At 60.8% G+C, this 17264-nt stretch carries 11 protein-coding genes, 7 pseudogenes and 1 other annotated feature; of the genes and pseudogenes, 8 read left to right on the forward strand and 10 right to left on the reverse strand.

Annotated features, from left to right (window positions below):
* Positions 1-135: 135 nt before the first annotated feature.
* Positions 136-696: pseudogene (locus LDZ27_RS28400) on the forward strand (IS21 family transposase); the annotation flags it as partial.
* 187 nt (positions 697-883) lie between these two features.
* On the opposite strand, the pseudogene LDZ27_RS28405 reads toward LDZ27_RS28400, so the two are convergent.
* A pseudogene (locus LDZ27_RS28405) lies at positions 884-2019 on the reverse strand (IS3 family transposase); the annotation flags it as partial.
* A 36-nt stretch (positions 2020-2055) separates the two neighbouring features.
* On the opposite strand from LDZ27_RS28405, the gene LDZ27_RS28410 reads away from it, so the two are divergent.
* A complete protein-coding gene (locus LDZ27_RS28410) occupies positions 2056-2262 on the forward strand; it encodes a hypothetical protein (protein WP_244818646.1) in 207 nt (68 codons plus the stop codon).
* A gap of 73 nt (positions 2263-2335) precedes the next feature.
* Positions 2336-3912, forward strand: a protein-coding gene (locus LDZ27_RS28415) for an IS3 family transposase (protein WP_244814132.1) whose coding sequence is annotated in 2 segments (ribosomal slippage) — positions 2336-2804 and positions 2804-3912 — 1578 coding nt in all. Because the reading frame shifts where the segments join, the coding sequence is not laid out codon by codon here.
* 295 nt (positions 3913-4207) lie between these two features.
* Here LDZ27_RS28415 and LDZ27_RS28420 read toward each other — a convergent pair.
* From LDZ27_RS28420 to LDZ27_RS28430, 3 genes are all read right to left on the reverse strand, one after another.
* The gene (locus tag LDZ27_RS28420; protein WP_244818647.1) at positions 4208-4612 is read right to left on the reverse strand and encodes a type II toxin-antitoxin system HicB family antitoxin; all 405 of its coding nucleotides are present in this window, start codon (positions 4610-4612) and stop codon (positions 4208-4210) included.
* A 249-nt stretch (positions 4613-4861) separates the two neighbouring features.
* Entirely contained in the window at positions 4862-5326 is a 465-nt protein-coding gene (locus tag LDZ27_RS28425) for a DUF2934 domain-containing protein (protein ID WP_244818648.1), read from the reverse strand.
* 634 nt (positions 5327-5960) lie between these two features.
* Positions 5961-7537 (reverse strand): IS3 family transposase gene (locus tag LDZ27_RS28430; protein WP_244814132.1). Its coding sequence is split into 2 segments (ribosomal slippage): positions 5961-7069 and positions 7069-7537, totalling 1578 coding nucleotides; the frame shifts between segments, so codons are not numbered across the junction.
* 56 nt (positions 7538-7593) lie between these two features.
* On the opposite strand from LDZ27_RS28430, the pseudogene LDZ27_RS28435 reads away from it, so the two are divergent.
* Together LDZ27_RS28435 and LDZ27_RS28440 are read left to right on the forward strand one after the other, a co-directional pair.
* Positions 7594-7932, forward strand: a pseudogene (locus tag LDZ27_RS28435) (integrase); the annotation flags it as partial.
* Between the two features lie 261 nt (positions 7933-8193).
* Positions 8194-8402 (forward strand): annotated as a pseudogene (locus LDZ27_RS28440) (IS3 family transposase); the annotation flags it as partial.
* Positions 8292-8409: a sequence feature (AL1L pseudoknot), on the forward strand. It overlaps the preceding pseudogene by 111 nt.
* A 73-nt stretch (positions 8410-8482) precedes the next feature.
* Here LDZ27_RS28440 and LDZ27_RS28445 read toward each other — a convergent pair.
* Entirely contained in the window at positions 8483-8755 is a 273-nt protein-coding gene (locus LDZ27_RS28445) for a hypothetical protein (protein WP_244818734.1), read from the reverse strand.
* 258 nt (positions 8756-9013) lie between these two features.
* Between LDZ27_RS28445 and LDZ27_RS28450 the strand changes: the two are divergent.
* Positions 9014-10149, forward strand: a pseudogene (locus LDZ27_RS28450) (IS3 family transposase); the annotation flags it as partial.
* Between the two features lie 180 nt (positions 10150-10329).
* Here LDZ27_RS28450 and LDZ27_RS28455 read toward each other — a convergent pair.
* Positions 10330-11222: pseudogene (locus tag LDZ27_RS28455) on the reverse strand (DNA-binding protein); the annotation flags it as partial.
* A gap of 4 nt (positions 11223-11226) precedes the next feature.
* On the opposite strand from LDZ27_RS28455, the pseudogene LDZ27_RS28460 reads away from it, so the two are divergent.
* Both LDZ27_RS28460 and LDZ27_RS28465 read left to right on the forward strand, forming a co-directional pair.
* Positions 11227-11613, forward strand: a pseudogene (locus tag LDZ27_RS28460) (tyrosine-type recombinase/integrase); the annotation flags it as partial.
* 467 nt (positions 11614-12080) lie between these two features.
* A complete protein-coding gene (locus LDZ27_RS28465; RefSeq protein ID WP_244818649.1) occupies positions 12081-12671 on the forward strand; it encodes a hypothetical protein in 591 nt (196 codons plus the stop codon).
* A 197-nt stretch (positions 12672-12868) separates the two neighbouring features.
* On the opposite strand, the gene LDZ27_RS28470 is transcribed toward LDZ27_RS28465, so the two are convergent.
* The 4 genes from LDZ27_RS28470 to LDZ27_RS28485 form a co-directional block, all read right to left on the reverse strand.
* Positions 12869-13510 (reverse strand): TetR/AcrR family transcriptional regulator, encoded by a 642-nt coding sequence (locus LDZ27_RS28470; RefSeq protein ID WP_244818650.1) that lies wholly within the window; start codon positions 13508-13510, stop codon positions 12869-12871.
* 1221 nt (positions 13511-14731) lie between these two features.
* Positions 14732-15226, reverse strand: a complete 495-nt coding sequence (locus tag LDZ27_RS28475; RefSeq protein WP_244818735.1) for an RES family NAD+ phosphorylase — start codon at positions 15224-15226, stop codon at positions 14732-14734.
* Positions 15227-15237: 11 nt separating this feature from the next.
* Complete coding sequence (locus LDZ27_RS28480; protein WP_244818651.1) at positions 15238-15840, reverse strand: antitoxin Xre-like helix-turn-helix domain-containing protein; 603 nt, start codon at positions 15838-15840, stop codon at positions 15238-15240.
* 295 nt (positions 15841-16135) lie between these two features.
* Positions 16136-17233, reverse strand: coding sequence for an IS5 family transposase (locus LDZ27_RS28485; protein WP_244814578.1), 1098 nt, complete (start codon positions 17231-17233; stop codon positions 16136-16138).
* Between the last annotated feature and the right edge of the window lie 31 nt (positions 17234-17264).

Consider the following 17264-nt stretch of genomic DNA (forward strand, 5'->3'; position numbering starts at 1 on the left):
CGAGGCCAACAATCGGCCTCAAACCGTCGAAAAAGACGGTGAATTCGCGTTGAAATTGCACACTGCGAAAAATCGCGGCAAAGGCCGCGGCGACAGACCAAAGCTGCGTCGTAAGCACCTGTATTTCAGCAACCTGTTAAGAGCGCAGTGCGTGATGCGTTGCTTCTGCGCGGCAGTCACGACTTCGACAATCTCGATTCCTATCGCCGCTTTATCGACGAGATCGTCGGTCGAATCAACGCGCGTAACGGCAAACGCATTGAGCTCGAGCGGGCACTGCTTCAGCCGCTTCCGGTCCAGCGTACGTGCGACTACGAGGAAACGCGCGTGTATGTCACGACCACCTGCGGCTTCGTACTGCGCAAGGTGTTTTATACCGTCCCGTCACGGTTGATCGGCCATCACCTGCGCGTACGGCTGTACGACGACCGGCTGGAACTGTTTCTGGGCGGCACGGCCCTCATGACATTGCAGCGCGGCCGCGCAGGTCCCAACGGCAAGCACGGTCACGTAATCAACTACCGGCACGTCATCCACGCGCTGCGCCGCAAGCCCATGGCGCTGCTCAACCTAGTCTACCGCGATCAGATCTTTCCGCGCGAGGCGTATCGATTGACCTTCGATCGCCTGCTTGAGCAGCTTGCGCAGCGCCAAGCATGCAGAACCATGGTTGAACTGCTCGGCCTCGCCCATGAGCACAACTGAGATTGACCCGCTCCGACGGACAGATTTGCAGTTAAAGATTTGTCGTGGCCCGGCCTCCGTTAAGCGTTGAGTTGCGGGTTGTCCACGGATGGGCAGCGGGTCGCTTCTCACGACCGCGACGCTGCCCGTCGGTGGGCAACTCGCAGGGTGATGCGGTTTTTGTCTTCGCGCTCAGGTTTTCGAATTCGAGCGGTGAACAATAGCCGATGCTGCTATGCAGGCGGCGTACGTTGTACCAGCCTTCCAAGAAGGAGAAGATGCGCCTCCGTGCTTGTTCATGGGTCGCGAAGTGTTCGCGCGCCAGGAGCTCTGCTTCAAGCGTCCCAAAGAAGGATTCGCACATCGCATTGTCGTACGCGTCGCCGGCTGTACCCATCGACGGTTGCACGCCGGCTTCGCGGCAGCGTTTTCCAAAGGCAATGGATGTGTATTGGGCCCCCTGGTCGGAATGCAAAATCACACCCTCATGACGTCGCTGCTGGAGGGCCATGTCGAGCGCGCGCAACATCAGTTCGGTGTACAAGTGGTTCGACATTGCCCAGCCGACGATGCGCCGGCTGAAGACATCAAGCACCACGGCCAGATAGAGAAAGCCTTCTGTCGTCGGAATGTAGGTGGCATCTGCGACCCACAGTATGTTGGGCCCTTCAGCATTGAAGTGCCGGCGCACGAGGTCCGGCGCACGCCGTGCCCCCGCACGCTGGCGCGTTGTACGGGGCCAGCGCCGTCGGCTTGCTCCCCGTAGGTCCGCGATGCGCATCAGGCGCGCGACTCGCTTGCGTCCCACGTGCACTCCCTCGCGCGCAAGTTGCGCATGGATGCGCGGCGCCCCATACGTACCTCGCGAACTCGCATACAGCGTACGAATGCGCGTCAGTAGCTGAGCATCGCTACGTGACCGCCTTGATGGCTCCCGCACCAGCCACGCGTAGTAACCGCTGGTCGAGACTCCCAGCAGCCGCGCCATCGTAGCAATGGGCCAACGGGCCTGGTTTGCTCTCATGAATCCGTATCCTTCGAGGACACGGCTCCTGTCTCGCGGGCGAACCAGGCTGCGGCGTGAGAGAGAATGTCGCGCTCCGTCTTTAATTGCCGATTCTCGCGGCGCAAACGGGAGAGCTCTTGGCGCTCAGCCGTGGTCAACCCCTCCTGACGCACGCCGGCGTCAATATCCGCCTGCGCCACCCAGTTGATTATCGTCTGCACACTAGGCTCGAACTCTCGCGCAAGCTCCTCGGGTGTTCGCCCCGCCTTCACCAGCTCGACTATGTGAGCCCGGAACTCCGCCGGGTACGGTGCTCGATGCTTGCCCATTTTGGCACCCCCTTTTCCAAAGGATAGGTGTCCGTTTTGGCGGGTCAATCTCACAACTGCGAAGCGCAACTGGCTCAGGCGCTGCAGCAGTGCTTGGACGATGGACAGTTACCCGACCTGGACGCATTGTGTTCTCGTTTCGAAGCGAAGCGCGCGAACAGCATGCCGGAGGTGAACGTCAAACTGGCACCGCTGAGCGACTACGAAGCCCTACTTGATATGGCAACGGAGGTGACGGCATGAGCCTCGACATCCCCCGGCGTCAGACTAGTTGTCGCCTCTGAACTTTCTTATCGAGAAGAGTCAGAGGTACAGGGTGAAGGCGAAACAAACGTATTCTGTTGAATTTAAGGAACAGGCGCTGTCGAAGGTCCTGCAGCGCGGCCCCCGAACGGTTGGAGCAGTGGCCGACGAATTGAACGTGAACGTACTGACGTTAAGGAAGTGGATGAGAGGCGCCGCCGCCGCGAAGCGGAGCTCGGGCTCCGAACACGCAAGACGTCCGGAAGACTGGTCGCTGGAAGAACGGCTGATGGCCTTGCAGGAGAGCCACGGGTTGGTCGACGAAGCGTTGAACAGCTGGTGTCGCGAGCGCGGCCTGTTCGCACATCATCTCGCGCAGTGGCGAGCGGATTTTTGCACGGTCGGTGGAACCGGTAGTCGGCGCGAGAGCGCCACGGAAGTCCGGGATCTGAAGCAGGCCAATTTCGAGCTGCAGCGCGAACTCAAACGCAAGGAGAAGGCGCTGGCTGAAGCTGCGGCGCTGTTGGTGCTGCAAAAAAAGCACCGTGCGCTGTTCGGGGGCGAGGCCGAATGACGGTCCCTGAAGAGCGCAAGGCATTGATCGACCTGATCAGCGAGGCGACCCTGGCCGGGGCTCGCCAGGCGCGTGCGTGCAGCATTCTAGGGCTCAGTGCTCGAACGGTTCAGCGCTGGCAGCGCGGCGAACCTGACGCGGTGGACGGGCGCTCGTTACGGCATCACGCGCCGCGTCACAAGCTCTCTGCCGACGAACGCGCCGAGCTTCTGGCGATCGCGAACTCGCCCGAATTCGGTCATCTGCCGCCAAGCCAGATCGTGCCTCGACTGGCAGACCAGCAACGCTATATCGCCTCCGAATCGACGTTCTACCGGGTCCTGAAGGCCGAGAAGCAACTCGCACACCGGCGCAGCGAACGGCCGGCACAGGCACGCAGCAAACCCCGTTCGGTTTGCGCCGATGCACCGAACCAATTGTATAGCTGGGACATCACGTATCTGCCGACCACGGTTCGTGGGCAGTACTTCTACTTGTATCTGTTTCTCGACGTGTTCAGTCGCAAAATTGTCGGCTGGCAGGTGTATGCCGAGGAAAGCAGCGTGCTGGCCAGCGAAGTCCTCAAGGACCTCTGCGCGCGCGAAGCGATACAGCCCGCCCAGGTGATTTTGCATTCGGACAACGGCGGCCCGATGAAAGGCGCGACGATGCTTGCCACCCTTCAGGCGCTGGGCGTCATGCCGTCGCTGAGTCGCCCGGGCGTGAGCAACGACAACCCTTACTCCGAGTCGTTGTTCAAGACCCTAAAGTATCGACCTGCTTATCCGCTCAAGGCATTCGATACCCTGTTTGCCGCGCGCACGTGGGTGGGCGCACTGGTGCGCTGGTACAACGAGGAGCATCGTCACAGCGCGATCCGGTTCGTCACGCCGGCGCAGCGTCATGCCAACCTCGATCAGGACATTCTGGATCGACGCGCGGCGCTCTACGAGTACGCCCGGCAACGCAATCCGCTTCGGTGGAAAGGCCCAACGCGCAACTGGCAACGCGTCGATGCTGTGCACCTGAACCCGGATCGAATCGATAACCAGGGCGGTACCCCACGACGCCCTAACCAGGAGAGAAAGGCAGCCTGAAATTATTCGTTGAGGCGACAACTAGCTTGAAAATTTCCGCAATCCGCATCCCATCATCCGTCGCATTCGCTGCGGCCTGCCTGCTACTCCTGCTCTCCGTCAATCCTTCAGCATCTACCTGTTTATCGATCATGGCCTTTTCCTCCTCATCGAAATGAGCTACGACTAGCGTTGCGCTCGTACCTCACGTTGAGCGATACGAACGACCAGAAGTCCTTGGTTCTTCATGTTCTTGACTTCAATGCCCATTAATGTTCGATCCGCAGCCGCGCGCCACGGCGGGAGTTGCGGACGTTCACCCATTTCTAGGATCCCTAACCTCACGTGCCGCAGCTAGTGCAAAGAACGCCGAGCGCGTCAAATGCCGCTGTTTCGCGCTCGCATCGACTTCGTGCAGCAGGCTCGCTGAGAGGCTGAACTCAACGCTTACAGCCTGCGATTTAACCCGCAGCAGGTTGATCTCGACGAACATCCAAATGCCGTGGCCATCGTCCATTTCCAACGACTGGAGTTCCGACATGCTGCCGGTCGGACCGGGTATGAGTTGCTCACTTCTGTCGTACTGCAGTTCGACCGCGCCCTGCGCACTAGAGCGGAGTTCATCAAGCGTGGCGCCACGAGCAGAGGCTAAAGGTAGATCGGCGAAACTAGCGCGGAAACCGTTACGGCTATCACCGTGCACATATAGCGGGTATTGCATAAGGTGCTCCCTCACACTGCCCACATCGGGGCAGATATCTCACAATTTGGTGGCGGCAACTTTCCGTCAACGATGTCCAAGTGCCCGCGCGGCGTCAGTAGTGGGAAACCGTGGCAATCGCGAGCTGCCCGCACAGGGTGCTTCGCGGCTACATTTTCCACGGTGACATGGGCGTACCGGTACAAGCGGGTCCACGTGCAACCTGCACTGTTCCGGCCCTTCATAGAGACGTTAGACTTGATTGGCGAATCACTGTGCCTGAAAGTCAACGAGTCGACGCCAATGTTCATCTTGACGGCCCTCCGGACTTCCCTCCTGCTGCCAGAGAACGTAGGCCCGTTCCCGAAGATGCTGATCACGCGCCCGCTGCCAGTATTCTTCCGCGCGCCCATCCGGGCGTCCGTCTTTCTCCCAGAGCAGGTATGCGCGCTCCTGCACAGCTTCGTCCAGAGCGCGTTTCGTTTCCGAATTGCTCTCGATGTCGTCGCCGTAAGGCGCCATCTGACCGCCCCGATCAATATGTTGCCTGGCTGTCAAGGTGCTAAGTTCAGTGTCGGCCACGAGCCGGCCGTGGGCTGCCGCTTCGAGCGCCTTAGCGCGGTATTGCGAATCGTCGAAGGCGTCGGTGGTGTGGGCCGACTCGTTGAGTGTAATTGGGTACGTGTGCAACACGGTGCCGTTGCGGTCTACTACATCGATCAATCGCTCGTTCATGACTGGCTTCCTGGTGTCTATCCGTTTAATGCAAGGGCTCGACGCTTCAATCTATCTGCAATCGACGGCGCTATGGAATGCCGCGCTTATCTGGCCCGGTAGCGCCTTGCTTGGACACGGAACAGACGAATTACTTGGCGGGGTCAACGGCACGTCGATCGCGGCTGGGCAGCGACTCTGTCCATCAAATATGCCCATCGTTCGGAGAACAACGCGTCGCACCGCGCTTCTAGGTAAGTGCGTCAAGATCAGCCTCTCATACCGACAGCAGAATATCGCCACTTGCTCAGAGTCGAATCGATGAGCGCATAGCTGATGCGCCTTTGCTCTGCCCGCTCAGCGTCCTCAGCTTGTAGAACGAGGTGGCGTGCCCGACGGTCCCGGTTGTAAGCAGTTTCGTTTGCCGCAGCGGGAAGTGCATTCGTATTTCCTAGCCGCATAAGTACCTCTGAAGGCCGCCTCCATTAAACGCGAAGCGTGTTCCGACTGTACACCTTTGAACACCGCGGAAGATGCTTTATTTTCGCCTGCTCATGCGATTGGTTTATCGTCCTTTGTACTCCCGATCGCGCTGATGCTGAATCGCCCCGGGTTTCGGAAATTTTCAAGCTAGTTGTCGCCTCAACGAATAATTTCAGGCTGCCTTTCTCTCCTGGTTAGGGCGTCGTGGGGTACCGCCCTGGTTATCGATTCGATCCGGGTTCAGGTGCACAGCATCGACGCGTTGCCAGTTGCGCGTTGGGCCTTTCCACCGAAGCGGATTGCGTTGCCGGGCGTACTCGTAGAGCGCCGCGCGTCGATCCAGAATGTCCTGATCGAGGTTGGCATGACGCTGCGCCGGCGTGACGAACCGGATCGCGCTGTGACGATGCTCCTCGTTGTACCAGCGCACCAGTGCGCCCACCCACGTGCGCGCGGCAAACAGGGTATCGAATGCCTTGAGCGGATAAGCAGGTCGATACTTTAGGGTCTTGAACAACGACTCGGAGTAAGGGTTGTCGTTGCTCACGCCCGGGCGACTCAGCGACGGCATGACGCCCAGCGCCTGAAGGGTGGCAAGCATCGTCGCGCCTTTCATCGGGCCGCCGTTGTCCGAATGCAAAATCACCTGGGCGGGCTGTATCGCTTCGCGCGCGCAGAGGTCCTTGAGGACTTCGCTGGCCAGCACGCTGCTTTCCTCGGCATACACCTGCCAGCCGACAATTTTGCGACTGAACACGTCGAGAAACAGATACAAGTAGAAGTACTGCCCACGAACCGTGGTCGGCAGATACGTGATGTCCCAGCTATACAATTGGTTCGGTGCATCGGCGCAAACCGAACGGGGTTTGCTGCGTGCCTGTGCCGGCCGTTCGCTGCGCCGGTGTGCGAGTTGCTTCTCGGCCTTCAGGACCCGGTAGAACGTCGATTCGGAGGCGATATAGCGTTGCTGGTCTGCCAGTCGAGGCACGATCTGGCTTGGCGGCAGATGACCGAATTCGGGCGAGTTCGCGATCGCCAGAAGCTCGGCGCGTTCGTCGGCAGAGAGCTTGTGACGCGGCGCGTGATGCCGTAACGAGCGCCCGTCCACCGCGTCAGGTTCGCCGCGCTGCCAGCGCTGAACCGTTCGAGCACTGAGCCCTAGAATGCTGCACGCACGCGCCTGGCGAGCCCCGGCCAGGGTCGCCTCGCTGATCAGGTCGATCAATGCCTTGCGCTCTTCAGGGACCGTCATTCGGCCTCGCCCCCGAACAGCGCACGGTGCTTTTTTTGCAGCACCAACAGCGCCGCAGCTTCAGCCAGCGCCTTCTCCTTGCGTTTGAGTTCGCGCTGCAGCTCGAAATTGGCCTGCTTCAGATCCCGGACTTCCGTGGCGCTCTCGCGCCGACTACCGGTTCCACCGACCGTGCAAAAATCCGCTCGCCACTGCGCGAGATGATGTGCGAACAGGCCGCGCTCGCGACACCAGCTGTTCAACGCTTCGTCGACCAACCCGTGGCTCTCCTGCAAGGCCATCAGCCGTTCTTCCAGCGACCAGTCTTCCGGACGTCTTGCGTGTTCGGAGCCCGAGCTCCGCTTCGCGGCGGCGGCGCCTCTCATCCACTTCCTTAACGTCAGTACGTTCACGTTCAATTCGTCGGCCACTGCTCCAACCGTTCGGGGGCCGCGCTGCAGGACCTTCGACAGCGCCTGTTCCTTAAATTCAACAGAATACGTTTGTTTCGCCTTCACCCTGTACCTCTGACTCTTCTCGATAAGAAAGTTCAGAGGCGACAACTAGTCTGACGCCGGGGGGCTTTCGCGCGCTATTGAAACACGTTCGCGTCTCGGACTATGTCAGGACAAGTCCCGTAAAGGTTCACGGTGACCGCGGCAGTCGCGGCGCCGTGGGTGCCTTGTCGCTGCTCTTCGAGCGATATCCGCCGCTGGCCGCATGGCTGCTGTTACAGGTAAAACAACGCCGTGTACTACTGCAACAGGTCGGGACGGACGGCCGCCTTCGTACGCGGCTGCGTGGGCTTCGATCGCTGCACGACGAGTTCTTGCGGCAATGCCGCGCCGTCGGACTCACGGCGGCGGACTATCCCTTCAACACGGCGGGGCACGCGATCCGAAGATATGCTCGGATGTGGTGTACGGGGGAGTTGAGGCGGGCGATTGAAGGCGGTGGAGGTTTTAGCTGAGAATCTGATTGTCGAAGTCGGAAACCAGCAAACAACAAACCATCCACCATGAGCAAGCTCTCGCGTGGGCGCTCGACCGGGCGGCGCCGTCGACGTCTTGTTTCGGTGCCCTCGCGTCTCGGCAGCGCCCCGACCGGCCGTCAGGTCTTCCAGCTGCGCCTCGAGTTTTTCGATCTGCCGGGCCAGTTTCTCGGACTTGCTCAACGAGCCGGCGCAACAACTTCGGAGCTGGCGCGTCTGAAGGAATTGGAGCGCGAGAATCGTGAGCTGCGCACGGCCAACGAGATCCTGCGCAAGGCCTCCGCATATTTCGCGCAGGCGGAGCTCGACCGCCGATCGAAGCCATGATCGCGTTCATCGACGAGCATCGCGACGTCTACGGTATCGAGCCGATCTGCCGCCTGCTGCCGATCATTACCGAAAGGTGCACGGCTATGGTTCCGCGATCACCTTTCGCCGCCCAAAGGCATCGCCTCACGCCCTCCGCCAAGTTTCACGACACCGCGTTCGCGCCATCCGCGTCGAACAAATCGAGCGTCTTTCGTTCGTCCAGCAACTCGGGCATTGCACCGCTTCGAACCTTGGCCAGCGTCTTGGGCGACAGCCAGATTTCCTCGATCGCGTCGATGCCTTCTTCAATCATCCGCTGCAGAAAAAACGACTGTTTGCGCCCGCTGGCCTCGGCCAGCACGCGCAAGCGCTGTTCGAGGACGGGATCGATGCGCACCGCCACGACCTTCAATTTATTCTCTGCTGATCTTCTCACCGGTTCGCTCCATTCGGATGGGCAACTGGGCAGCCACCGACCGCCACTGCGCCATTCGCCAGTTGTACAGGTCATTATCTACGCCCGGCTTTTCGCTCGAGCCGTTCTGCCAACGGCGGCCTTGCGCCCCGCTCGCCTGGGCGGCGAAGCGGACTCTGCGCGCGGCGCGCGGCGCGGTGTGCCCTGCGGCGTCGTGCGCAAGGACTGAGATTGACCCGCCAAAACGGACACCTATCCTTTGGAAAAGGGGGTGCCAAAATGGGCAAGCATCGAGCACCGTACCCGGCGGAGTTCCGGGCTCACATAGTCGAGCTGGTGAAGGCGGGGCGAACACCCGAGGAGCTTGCGCGAGAGTTCGAGCCTAGTGTGCAGACGATAATCAACTGGGTGGCGCAGGCGGATATTGACGCCGGCGTGCGTCAGGAGGGGTTGACCACGGCTGAGCGCCAAGAGCTCTCCCGTTTGCGCCGCGAGAATCGGCAATTAAAGACGGAGCGCGACATTCTCTCTCACGCCGCAGCCTGGTTCGCCCGCGAGACAGGAGCCGTGTCCTCGAAGGATACGGATTCATGAGAGCAAACCAGGCCCGTTGGCCCATTGCTACGATGGCGCGGCTGCTGGGAGTCTCGACCAGCGGTTACTACGCGTGGCTGGTGCGGGAGCCATCAAGGCGGTCACGTAGCGATGCTCAGCTACTGACGCGCATTCGTACGCTGTATGCGAGTTCGCGAGGTACGTATGGGGCGCCGCGCATCCATGCGCAACTTGCGCGCGAGGGAGTGCACGTGGGACGCAAGCGAGTCGCGCGCCTGATGCGCATCGCGGACCTACGGGGAGCAAGCCGACGGCGCTGGCCCCGTACAACGCGCCAGCGTGCGGGGGCACGGCGTGCGCCGGACCTCGTGCGCCGGCACTTCAATGCTGAAGGGCCCAACATACTGTGGGTCGCAGATGCCACCTACATTCCGACGACAGAAGGCTTTCTCTATCTGGCCGTGGTGCTTGATGTCTTCAGCCGGCGCATCGTCGGCTGGGCAATGTCGAACCACTTGTACACCGAACTGATGTTGCGCGCGCTCGACATGGCCCTCCAGCAGCGACGTCATGAGGGTGTGATTTTGCATTCCGACCAGGGGGCCCAATACACATCCATTGCCTTTGGAAAACGCTGCCGCGAAGCCGGCGTGCAACCGTCGATGGGTACAGCCGGCGACGCGTACGACAATGCGATGTGCGAATCCTTCTTTGGGACGCTTGAAGCAGAGCTCCTGGCGCGCGAACACTTCGCGACCCATGAACAAGCACGGAGGCGCATCTTCTCCTTCTTGGAAGGCTGGTACAACGTACGCCGCCTGCATAGCAGCATCGGCTATTGTTCACCGCTCGAATTCGAAAACCTGAGCGCGAAGACAAAAACCGCATCACCCTGCGAGTTGCCCACCGACGGGCAGCGTCGCGGTCGTGAGAAGCGACCCGCTGCCCATCCGTGGACAACCCGCAACTCAACGCTTAACGGAGGCCGGGCCACGACAAATCTTTAACTGCAAATCTGTCCGTCGGAGCGGGTCAATCTCAGACATCACCTGTTCTTGCAGCGACGTGTAGGTCGCCTCAAGCGCGGCGAGCTTGCCCTTGCCATACGCCCGCCTGATGGCGGGCATCGCCCTGCTGTTGCTCGCGCTTCGACGGTGCGCCGATGCTCAGCGTCGCGCTGTTCCGCGCGCTTGGCCGCCCCGGCCACTTCTTTCTGCGCCTTGGCGGCGGCCCTGCGTTCGTGATCGATCTCTAGCAGCGCCCGCTTTTCGGTCGCACGCACGCGCTCTTCGGCACGCTGCGCCGTCTCCCGGAGTTTTTCCAGATCACGCGAGAACGTGTCGCGTACTTTCTCCAGTTCGCGTTCGCGCGCGAGCGCGTCCTCGTTCAGGCGCTTGGTTTCGGCCTCCACCGCTTTGCGGCGGGCGACTTCCACCGCCTGCTGCCGCTCCAGTTCCCGAATTTCGACCTGCGCCGCGAGCAGTGCGGCAGTGCGCTGTTCGAGTGCGGTCTCGGTCCGCCCGAGCTCCTCGCGCGCGGCGACGACCTTCTGCTCGGCTTCGGCGTGAGCTGCCTCGACCTCATCGCGAAGCAGCGTCAGCTCGGCGTGCGCGGAGGCCGCCGCGCGGGTCCAGAGCGCCCCGATCAGTTCGCCGGCGGCCTCGCTCAGGTCCGTCGGCAGGTCCGGATGCTCGATGCGCACCCGGCTTTTCTCGCGCAACTCCGCCCAGAACTCGCTCAGCACCGAGGCCGGCGTGCTCATCGTGCCGCGTCGGACCAGGTTGTAGAGCCGATTGGCAGTCGGGGCGACCCCGAAGCGGAAGAACAGCAGCGCGCACACCTCGCGGTAGAGCTCGCGGGTCTTCGGAAATTCCGCTTTGAGTCGGTCGATGTCGGCCGCCAGACGGGCGTCATCAGAGAGAAGGTCGGACATTGAGGGGCTGAGTGCCCTGCCCTCGCCCACCGAGGACGCGCCGCTTGTTTTGCCGATCGGCGCCAGCGCACCGAATCGACCCAGCGAGACCTGTGCGCCGCTGACGCGCGCGGGCTTGCACGCGATCGTCAAGTCGGTATTCGCAGGCGCCGCAACACGACTGCGTGATCGCGATGAGCAGTCTGAAGCGCGCGCCGACCTGTTGGATAAAGCCTCTGCGCATTGGCTGCGGCATAGCGCGGGTTCTCACATGGCCGACCGAAAGGTGGATCTGCGCATGGTCCGCGACAACCTCGGCCATGCCTCCTTGACTACCACCAGCATCTACCTGCATGTTGACGACGATCGGCGTCACCAGGAGACCGAGGACAAGCACCGAGTCGACTGGTAGCCTAGGCAGCCAAGCCGGCAGCCTGTGCTGCCACCGAGCGTGCGCCGGATCGGTTCAGAGCCCCTCGTCATCGATAGGTCAGTCCGTGAAAGTGCGTGTTCCTGGGCCGCAGTTCGGCGACCTAGACGAAGCTTGAAGGTCGTTCCCATTTGACCCGTCGGAACGGTGACGTGCGTCGCGTCGCGGTGTTGAAGTCCCATTTCTGGCTGCCGCGGCACGCGGACGATGTCCGGAGGGTGAACGTTTTCAGGGACCGGTTGTGCCGCCTTGAAAACATTGCCCACCGAAACCTACGCGCGCATTTAGTCACAGCCTTAAACAACACGCGTGAGTTCGCGAAAGCGCAATGTCTGATCGGGTATCCTGAAACGTCCGAACTGGGCAGTGGGTGCGGCAAGCACCATTAGTTGCGTAGTCTGGCACAGTATTAAGTACAGATCCCTCCTGCGTTACGTGGTTGCCGTTGATTGCGTCTCAAACAGGACAAGTCACCTGGGGCTAAAGCGGTCGACCCGCCGTTCGCCTCCTATGCCATATTGGCGCATGGGCTGCGGCTTCCGGGACACATCATGCTATATCTTCACTGCACCCAGAAGCTGCTCGATCGCCTGAAGCCCGAAGTGACCGAGGGTGGAAGCAGTTCTACCAAGCTTGGCAGTTGGTACGCGACTGTCTTGAAATGGAAGCGACCCGTTGCGATGCTTGTAAACGAACGAACGTTACTGCCGGTGTTAATGCCCTTGTCTCCGGCGGCCAGCTTTTGCACTCGGTTCCCTGACGCCTTGGCAGAGATCCTGGCCGCCCACGGCGTTCAGCGCGCATTCGTCGAGTCCGAAATCTCGGAGATGCAAGTTTTCAGGTACGCAAGGACGCAGAACCGCAGCGTTGTCGGCATCATGACGCAGTTCGCGTATCTCGCCGAAGGGCGCCGGGCCTACGACCAAGTGAACGAGCTCTCTGCGCTGTCGCTGAAACTAGCGCGCACGCCGTGTAGCCCCCTTGGCAAGGGACCGTTGTTCCCGGACAAAGCATTGAAAGAGCTGACGGGCGATGAGTGAGCGGACATTCGATGGCGGCGACTGCAGCGTACTCCGTTTAAACGGGCTGTCGCGCGGCCTTGGCTCGGTCAACCATTGCCTGAACCGATCGGGCGCAGCCGACTCACCGGCGGTCGGCGCTGACGGTGCCGCGTTAGCTGATGTAATAATGCTCGCAGTCACGGGCCCGACACCGTTCTCGCAGGCACCCAGTAGCGTTAAAAGCGCTGCGCCGACCTCGAACGCAAATAGGAAAGCAGCATGTCAACATGCATGGCCGAAATTCCGTTTTGAGCTGATTGTTCTGAGTAGTCCCGCCCTGTGAACGTCCGGAGCGTGAAACGGTTCGAGACCACGTAATAGCCCATCCCGACGACTGTCACGTAGAAATCCAGCGCATCGACATCTGCACGGAATTCGCCGGCAGCTGCCCCGCGTGCGAGCGTTGTGCGGAAGAGCCCAACGATTGGAGAGATTGTCTCCCGAAGTTTGCTCGAGCGTTCGATGAACCGGCCCTCATGCAGATTCTCGTTATTGATCAGGCGCAGCCACCGAGGGTTTTCTCGAAGATGCGTCCATATGGACCCCGCGAGCGAGCGCACTGCGTCTGACGGTTGCAGTCCTGACAAGTTGAGGCTGCCTTCTCGACTGGCAAAGTCCGCATACATCGCCTCGAGGACTGCGACATACAGCCCTTCCTTGCTCTGGAAGTAATAGTAGAGCATTCGCTCATTTGCGCCGGCGGCGGATGCAATCGCGTCAATGCGCGCTCCGGCAAGTCCAAAGCTTGTGAACTGTTCCGTGGCCGCCTTCAGAATCTTCCGGCGCGTGCCTTCGGGGTCTCTCTTGTATTGGCTCATGTCTCGGTAGCTAGGTTCATCATTAGACACTTACCTAATCCGAGTCATTATGAACGGCCGTTAGGGCGAAGTGTTGTCTTTCGCGTTAAGGAATGTGCCGACTTGACTGCGGCAAGGACGAACGTTTGTAACGGCGGGCTATTTAATTCTTACACCAACCGAAGCGTCCGGAACGGCGGATGCGCCGATATGCCTTCGCGCGGAGACGTTACCTAGGGCCAGTGATGACAGGGCGGGGGCGGCAGCCTTGGCCGCTGCGCTTGCCACTGAGGGATTCCGCACAATTGTCGCCGAGGGCGCATGTGCCGCCTTTCGAACGCCGTCCGCGTGGACGCCGCACGGATTCTGGACATGCAGATGCCCGATAGCCACGGTTTCGCCGTGGCGTCGGCGATGCGCGGGTCAGGCCGTTTCGCGAACGTACGATCATCGCGTACTCGTCCCTGAACGAGACGGAGCTAATCGAGCAGGGCAGAGAAGCGCAGATCGACGCGTTCTGCCGAAAAGGACATTCTATCCGGGCGCTCCTCGCGTTAATCGATTACCTCGCTCCGTCGACGCTGCCGCGAGCAAGGTAAGGCGCAGTCGGTAACGCGCGCGCTCACGGCCGTCTGCGTCGGGTGCAGGCATTCTGCGGCCACAATGACGCTGCCGAACTCGGCGACCTCGAGAAACGCGCGAGGCGGGCAATTATCGGCAGGCGTCGCTGGCGGCGCTCTTCGTATCGGCCGACAGGTCGCCCCGTCCAATTGGACCATGAACCGTACCCCTCATTGTGCGTTCGGGTCGCCGAAGGGAGATGCCGCGTCTAACCGCATAAGACCATGGAAACAATGGCCGTCGTTATCGTAGCGGAATTGGGATCAGCTACTTACCGTACCTTGCCACCGCAGGATGCACGCGGAGGGCATTTTCTGCAACGCTGCTCAGTCTCGATTGCCGTTTGCAGATGCCCACCTTCCCGCTCACGCCGCGAAGACCGCACAGATCGAGACAAAACATGTACGAACAGAATTGAGCGCGCTGCTGTGGCAACCCTTTCATAGGCGACCTCACAGTGGCAAGGCAAACGGAATTGTCTACATTCCTGGCAGTCGGCAGCGACGCTACATGTATCACGGCATGCGTCGACCGGCAACCAACGATCGGACTAGCGTTCGTTCGGAGGAGGTACCGACGCACCGGAGAAGTAAACCAAGCGGACCGCGATCGCGGGCGAGTTCATCGGGTTTTCTTAGCTTGCCTGCGGGCGGTGAGACGACTGTCGTAAGTCCAGCGGCTTACCTTTGTGAAGCGCAGCCGCGCCGCGTCCGGATGGGCGGGGTTCACGAGGACATTGGCCTCCTGCGGCACAATCACTGACGGCACCCTGTACAGCAGGCTTCGTCTACCTGCAAGCCACGCGTCGCCCGCGTCGAGGCTCACCTTGCCATGCGGAACAGCATCCCAGCCGACGTGCGGTCCGGACGTGTCAAACACCGCCGCCGCCAGCCAGACGTCTTCGGGCACCTCGATGGCAACCAGATACCGGTTTAGCGGCAACTCGCCCAGCCCGACGTGCACGAGAGTTTCAAGGCACGCCAGCGCGATGCTGCCCGCGGTGTAGAGCACGGGCGTTCCTGGCCGGTTCCAGCGTCCGCCCGTCGCCTTGGCACCGGCCCCTGTGGTGTCATCTGCCGTGTAATCCGGTGTGTCGGTCGCAATGCGCCAGAGCATCACCGTACCGCTCACGCGTAGGCCCCGCTCTGCGCCATCGCCAGCAGATTCGAAACCAGGTCGCGCCCTTCTGCTGTGTCCATGTACTCGGCTGGGCGCTTTCCGTCCAGCGCCGGCAGCGGCTCATCGAGCCAGCGCGCGAGCCATTGGGCCGCGTCAAAGCCCGTCGGGTCGCCCGACTCTTCGACCATCGTTTCTACCTGGCCGATCAGCTTCGCCATTCCAACCACGCGCTCGCTTTGCTCGGGCGAGAGCTTCTCGCCGGCCTTGGCCTTGCGGTCGATGGTCGTGATGGACAGGCCAAGGGTCTTGCCGAGCTGCTCCTTGCTGCGGGCCATAGAGCGCGCGATACGAACGAAATCGTCCGCCTTCACGCCCCGCTTGATCGCGTCGATCCGTACGGACCGGTCCACTCGATACACTGCGCCGAAGTGCGTGAGATCAATCACCTCCGCGCGCCCCCTTAGTGCCGGCCTTCCGCGACGGACGGCGATTGGCAACTCTTCACTGATGTCATGGACGCCCGGGAATTTTCCGCTGCGCGTCTTGCTGGCGGCCTTGGCCGGCTTGTCCCCCCGCGACCTTGCGTGGCCACCTTTCAGATCTGTCTCCATCGCACACCCCCATCTGACAGTTTAGTATACCCCAAATGGATGGCATGACGCTGGCAGCGGTGCCTGATAAAGTTCAATGAGCAGCGCGGGGTACGCCGGACGATCGGTCCGCCGACCGCCTCGACCGTCATCGACCCTTAACAGGTTGCTGAAATACAGGTGCTTACGACGCAGCTTTGGTCTGTCGCCGCGGCCTTTGCCGCGATTTTTCGCAGTGTGCAATTTCAACGCGAATTCACCGTCTTTTTCGACGGTTTGAGGCCGATTGTTGGCCTCGTGACTACTCATTGCGCCACTATGGGCGGACTTGTCCCAGTGACCGCATGCGCACGAGGTTATAGGCGGCCATGTTCAACACGAACATCTGGTCAACCTTCTCCAAACTACGCACCATCACTTGGCGCATGCGCCCCACGGTCTTGGCCCACCCGAAGCCTTGTTCGATCAACTTGCGCTTTCGCTGCGAAATGGAATAGCCCAGGCTTGATGCAATCGCGTCGGCCACCGCTGAACGCCGCCCAGAAGTGTTTTGCGCAACGTGCGGGGTGACCTTCATTTGCTGGCAGGCTTCAATGAATTCCTGTGCGTCGTAACCCTTGTCTGCACCCAGCGTGATTTCTGCGTTCGCATCTTCTGCCGCTTGCCGCGCATCGTTGATCATGATCTTGGCCGCTTCACGCTCGGCATGCCCATCAGCGTGTGTCACGCGAGCGTTGACCACCAGGCCGTGCCGATTATCGGTCAGCGTATGGCCCATGTACCGCAATTGGCTGGCCGTTTTGCCTTTGCGATAGAGCCGCGCATCAGGATCAGTCTTGGACTGATGCGTCTCGTTGCTGCGCTTGCTGCCTTTGAAGTCGCCCGCGCTGCCGTCATCGTTGTCCTGATCGTCACGGTCCTTGCGCACGAAGCTCTTGTGGCCCGCCCACGCCTGAATCAAGGTGCCGTCCACGCTGAAGTGCTCACCTGAGAGCAGGTCCTTCTTCTCGGCAATGGCCACCACTTCGTTGAAGAATTTGATGACCGCGTCGTGCTTGATCAACCGCTCGCGGTTCTTCGTGAACACGGTGGGCACCCACACCACATCATCCATTGCCAAGCCGACGAACCAGCGAAACAGGAGGTTGTATTGCACCTGCTCCATCAATTGTCGCTCCGAGCGGACACTGTAGAGGATCTGAATCAGCATTGCCCGCAGCAGCTTCTCCGGCGCGATGCTCGGCCGTCCACCTTTTATGTCGACCTCGTACATCTCGGAGAACAGCCGATCCATCTTGGCGAGCGCTTCGTTCGCCATGACGCGAATCGAGCGCAGCGGATGCGACGCCGGAACGAAGTCGTCGAGCTTGCGAAAGGAAAACAAACTCTCAGTGAACGTGTCGGCGCCGCGCATGATCTCCGGGGGGGCAAGTTAGGTCCTTCTA

Source organism: Caballeronia sp. Lep1P3 (assembly GCF_022879595.1).
Classification (GTDB): Bacteria; Pseudomonadota; Gammaproteobacteria; order Burkholderiales; family Burkholderiaceae; genus Caballeronia.

What these genes read in the sequence shown, in the direction of transcription:
- LDZ27_RS28480 (WP_244818651.1), bottom strand. Translation starts at nt 15,840, where the DNA reads ATGGAGACAGATCTGAAAGGTGGCCACGCAAGGTCGCGGGGGGACAAG.
- LDZ27_RS28485 (WP_244814578.1), bottom strand. Translation starts at nt 17,233, where the DNA reads ATGCGCGGCGCCGACACGTTCACTGAGAGTTTGTTTTCCTTTCGCAAG.
- LDZ27_RS28420 (WP_244818647.1), bottom strand. Translation starts at nt 4,612, where the DNA reads ATGCAATACCCGCTATATGTGCACGGTGATAGCCGTAACGGTTTCCGC.
- LDZ27_RS28470 (WP_244818650.1), bottom strand. Translation starts at nt 13,510, where the DNA reads ATGAGCCAATACAAGAGAGACCCCGAAGGCACGCGCCGGAAGATTCTG.
- LDZ27_RS28475 (WP_244818735.1), bottom strand. Translation starts at nt 15,226, where the DNA reads ATGCTCTGGCGCATTGCGACCGACACACCGGATTACACGGCAGATGAC.
- LDZ27_RS28425 (WP_244818648.1), bottom strand. Translation starts at nt 5,326, where the DNA reads ATGAACGAGCGATTGATCGATGTAGTAGACCGCAACGGCACCGTGTTG.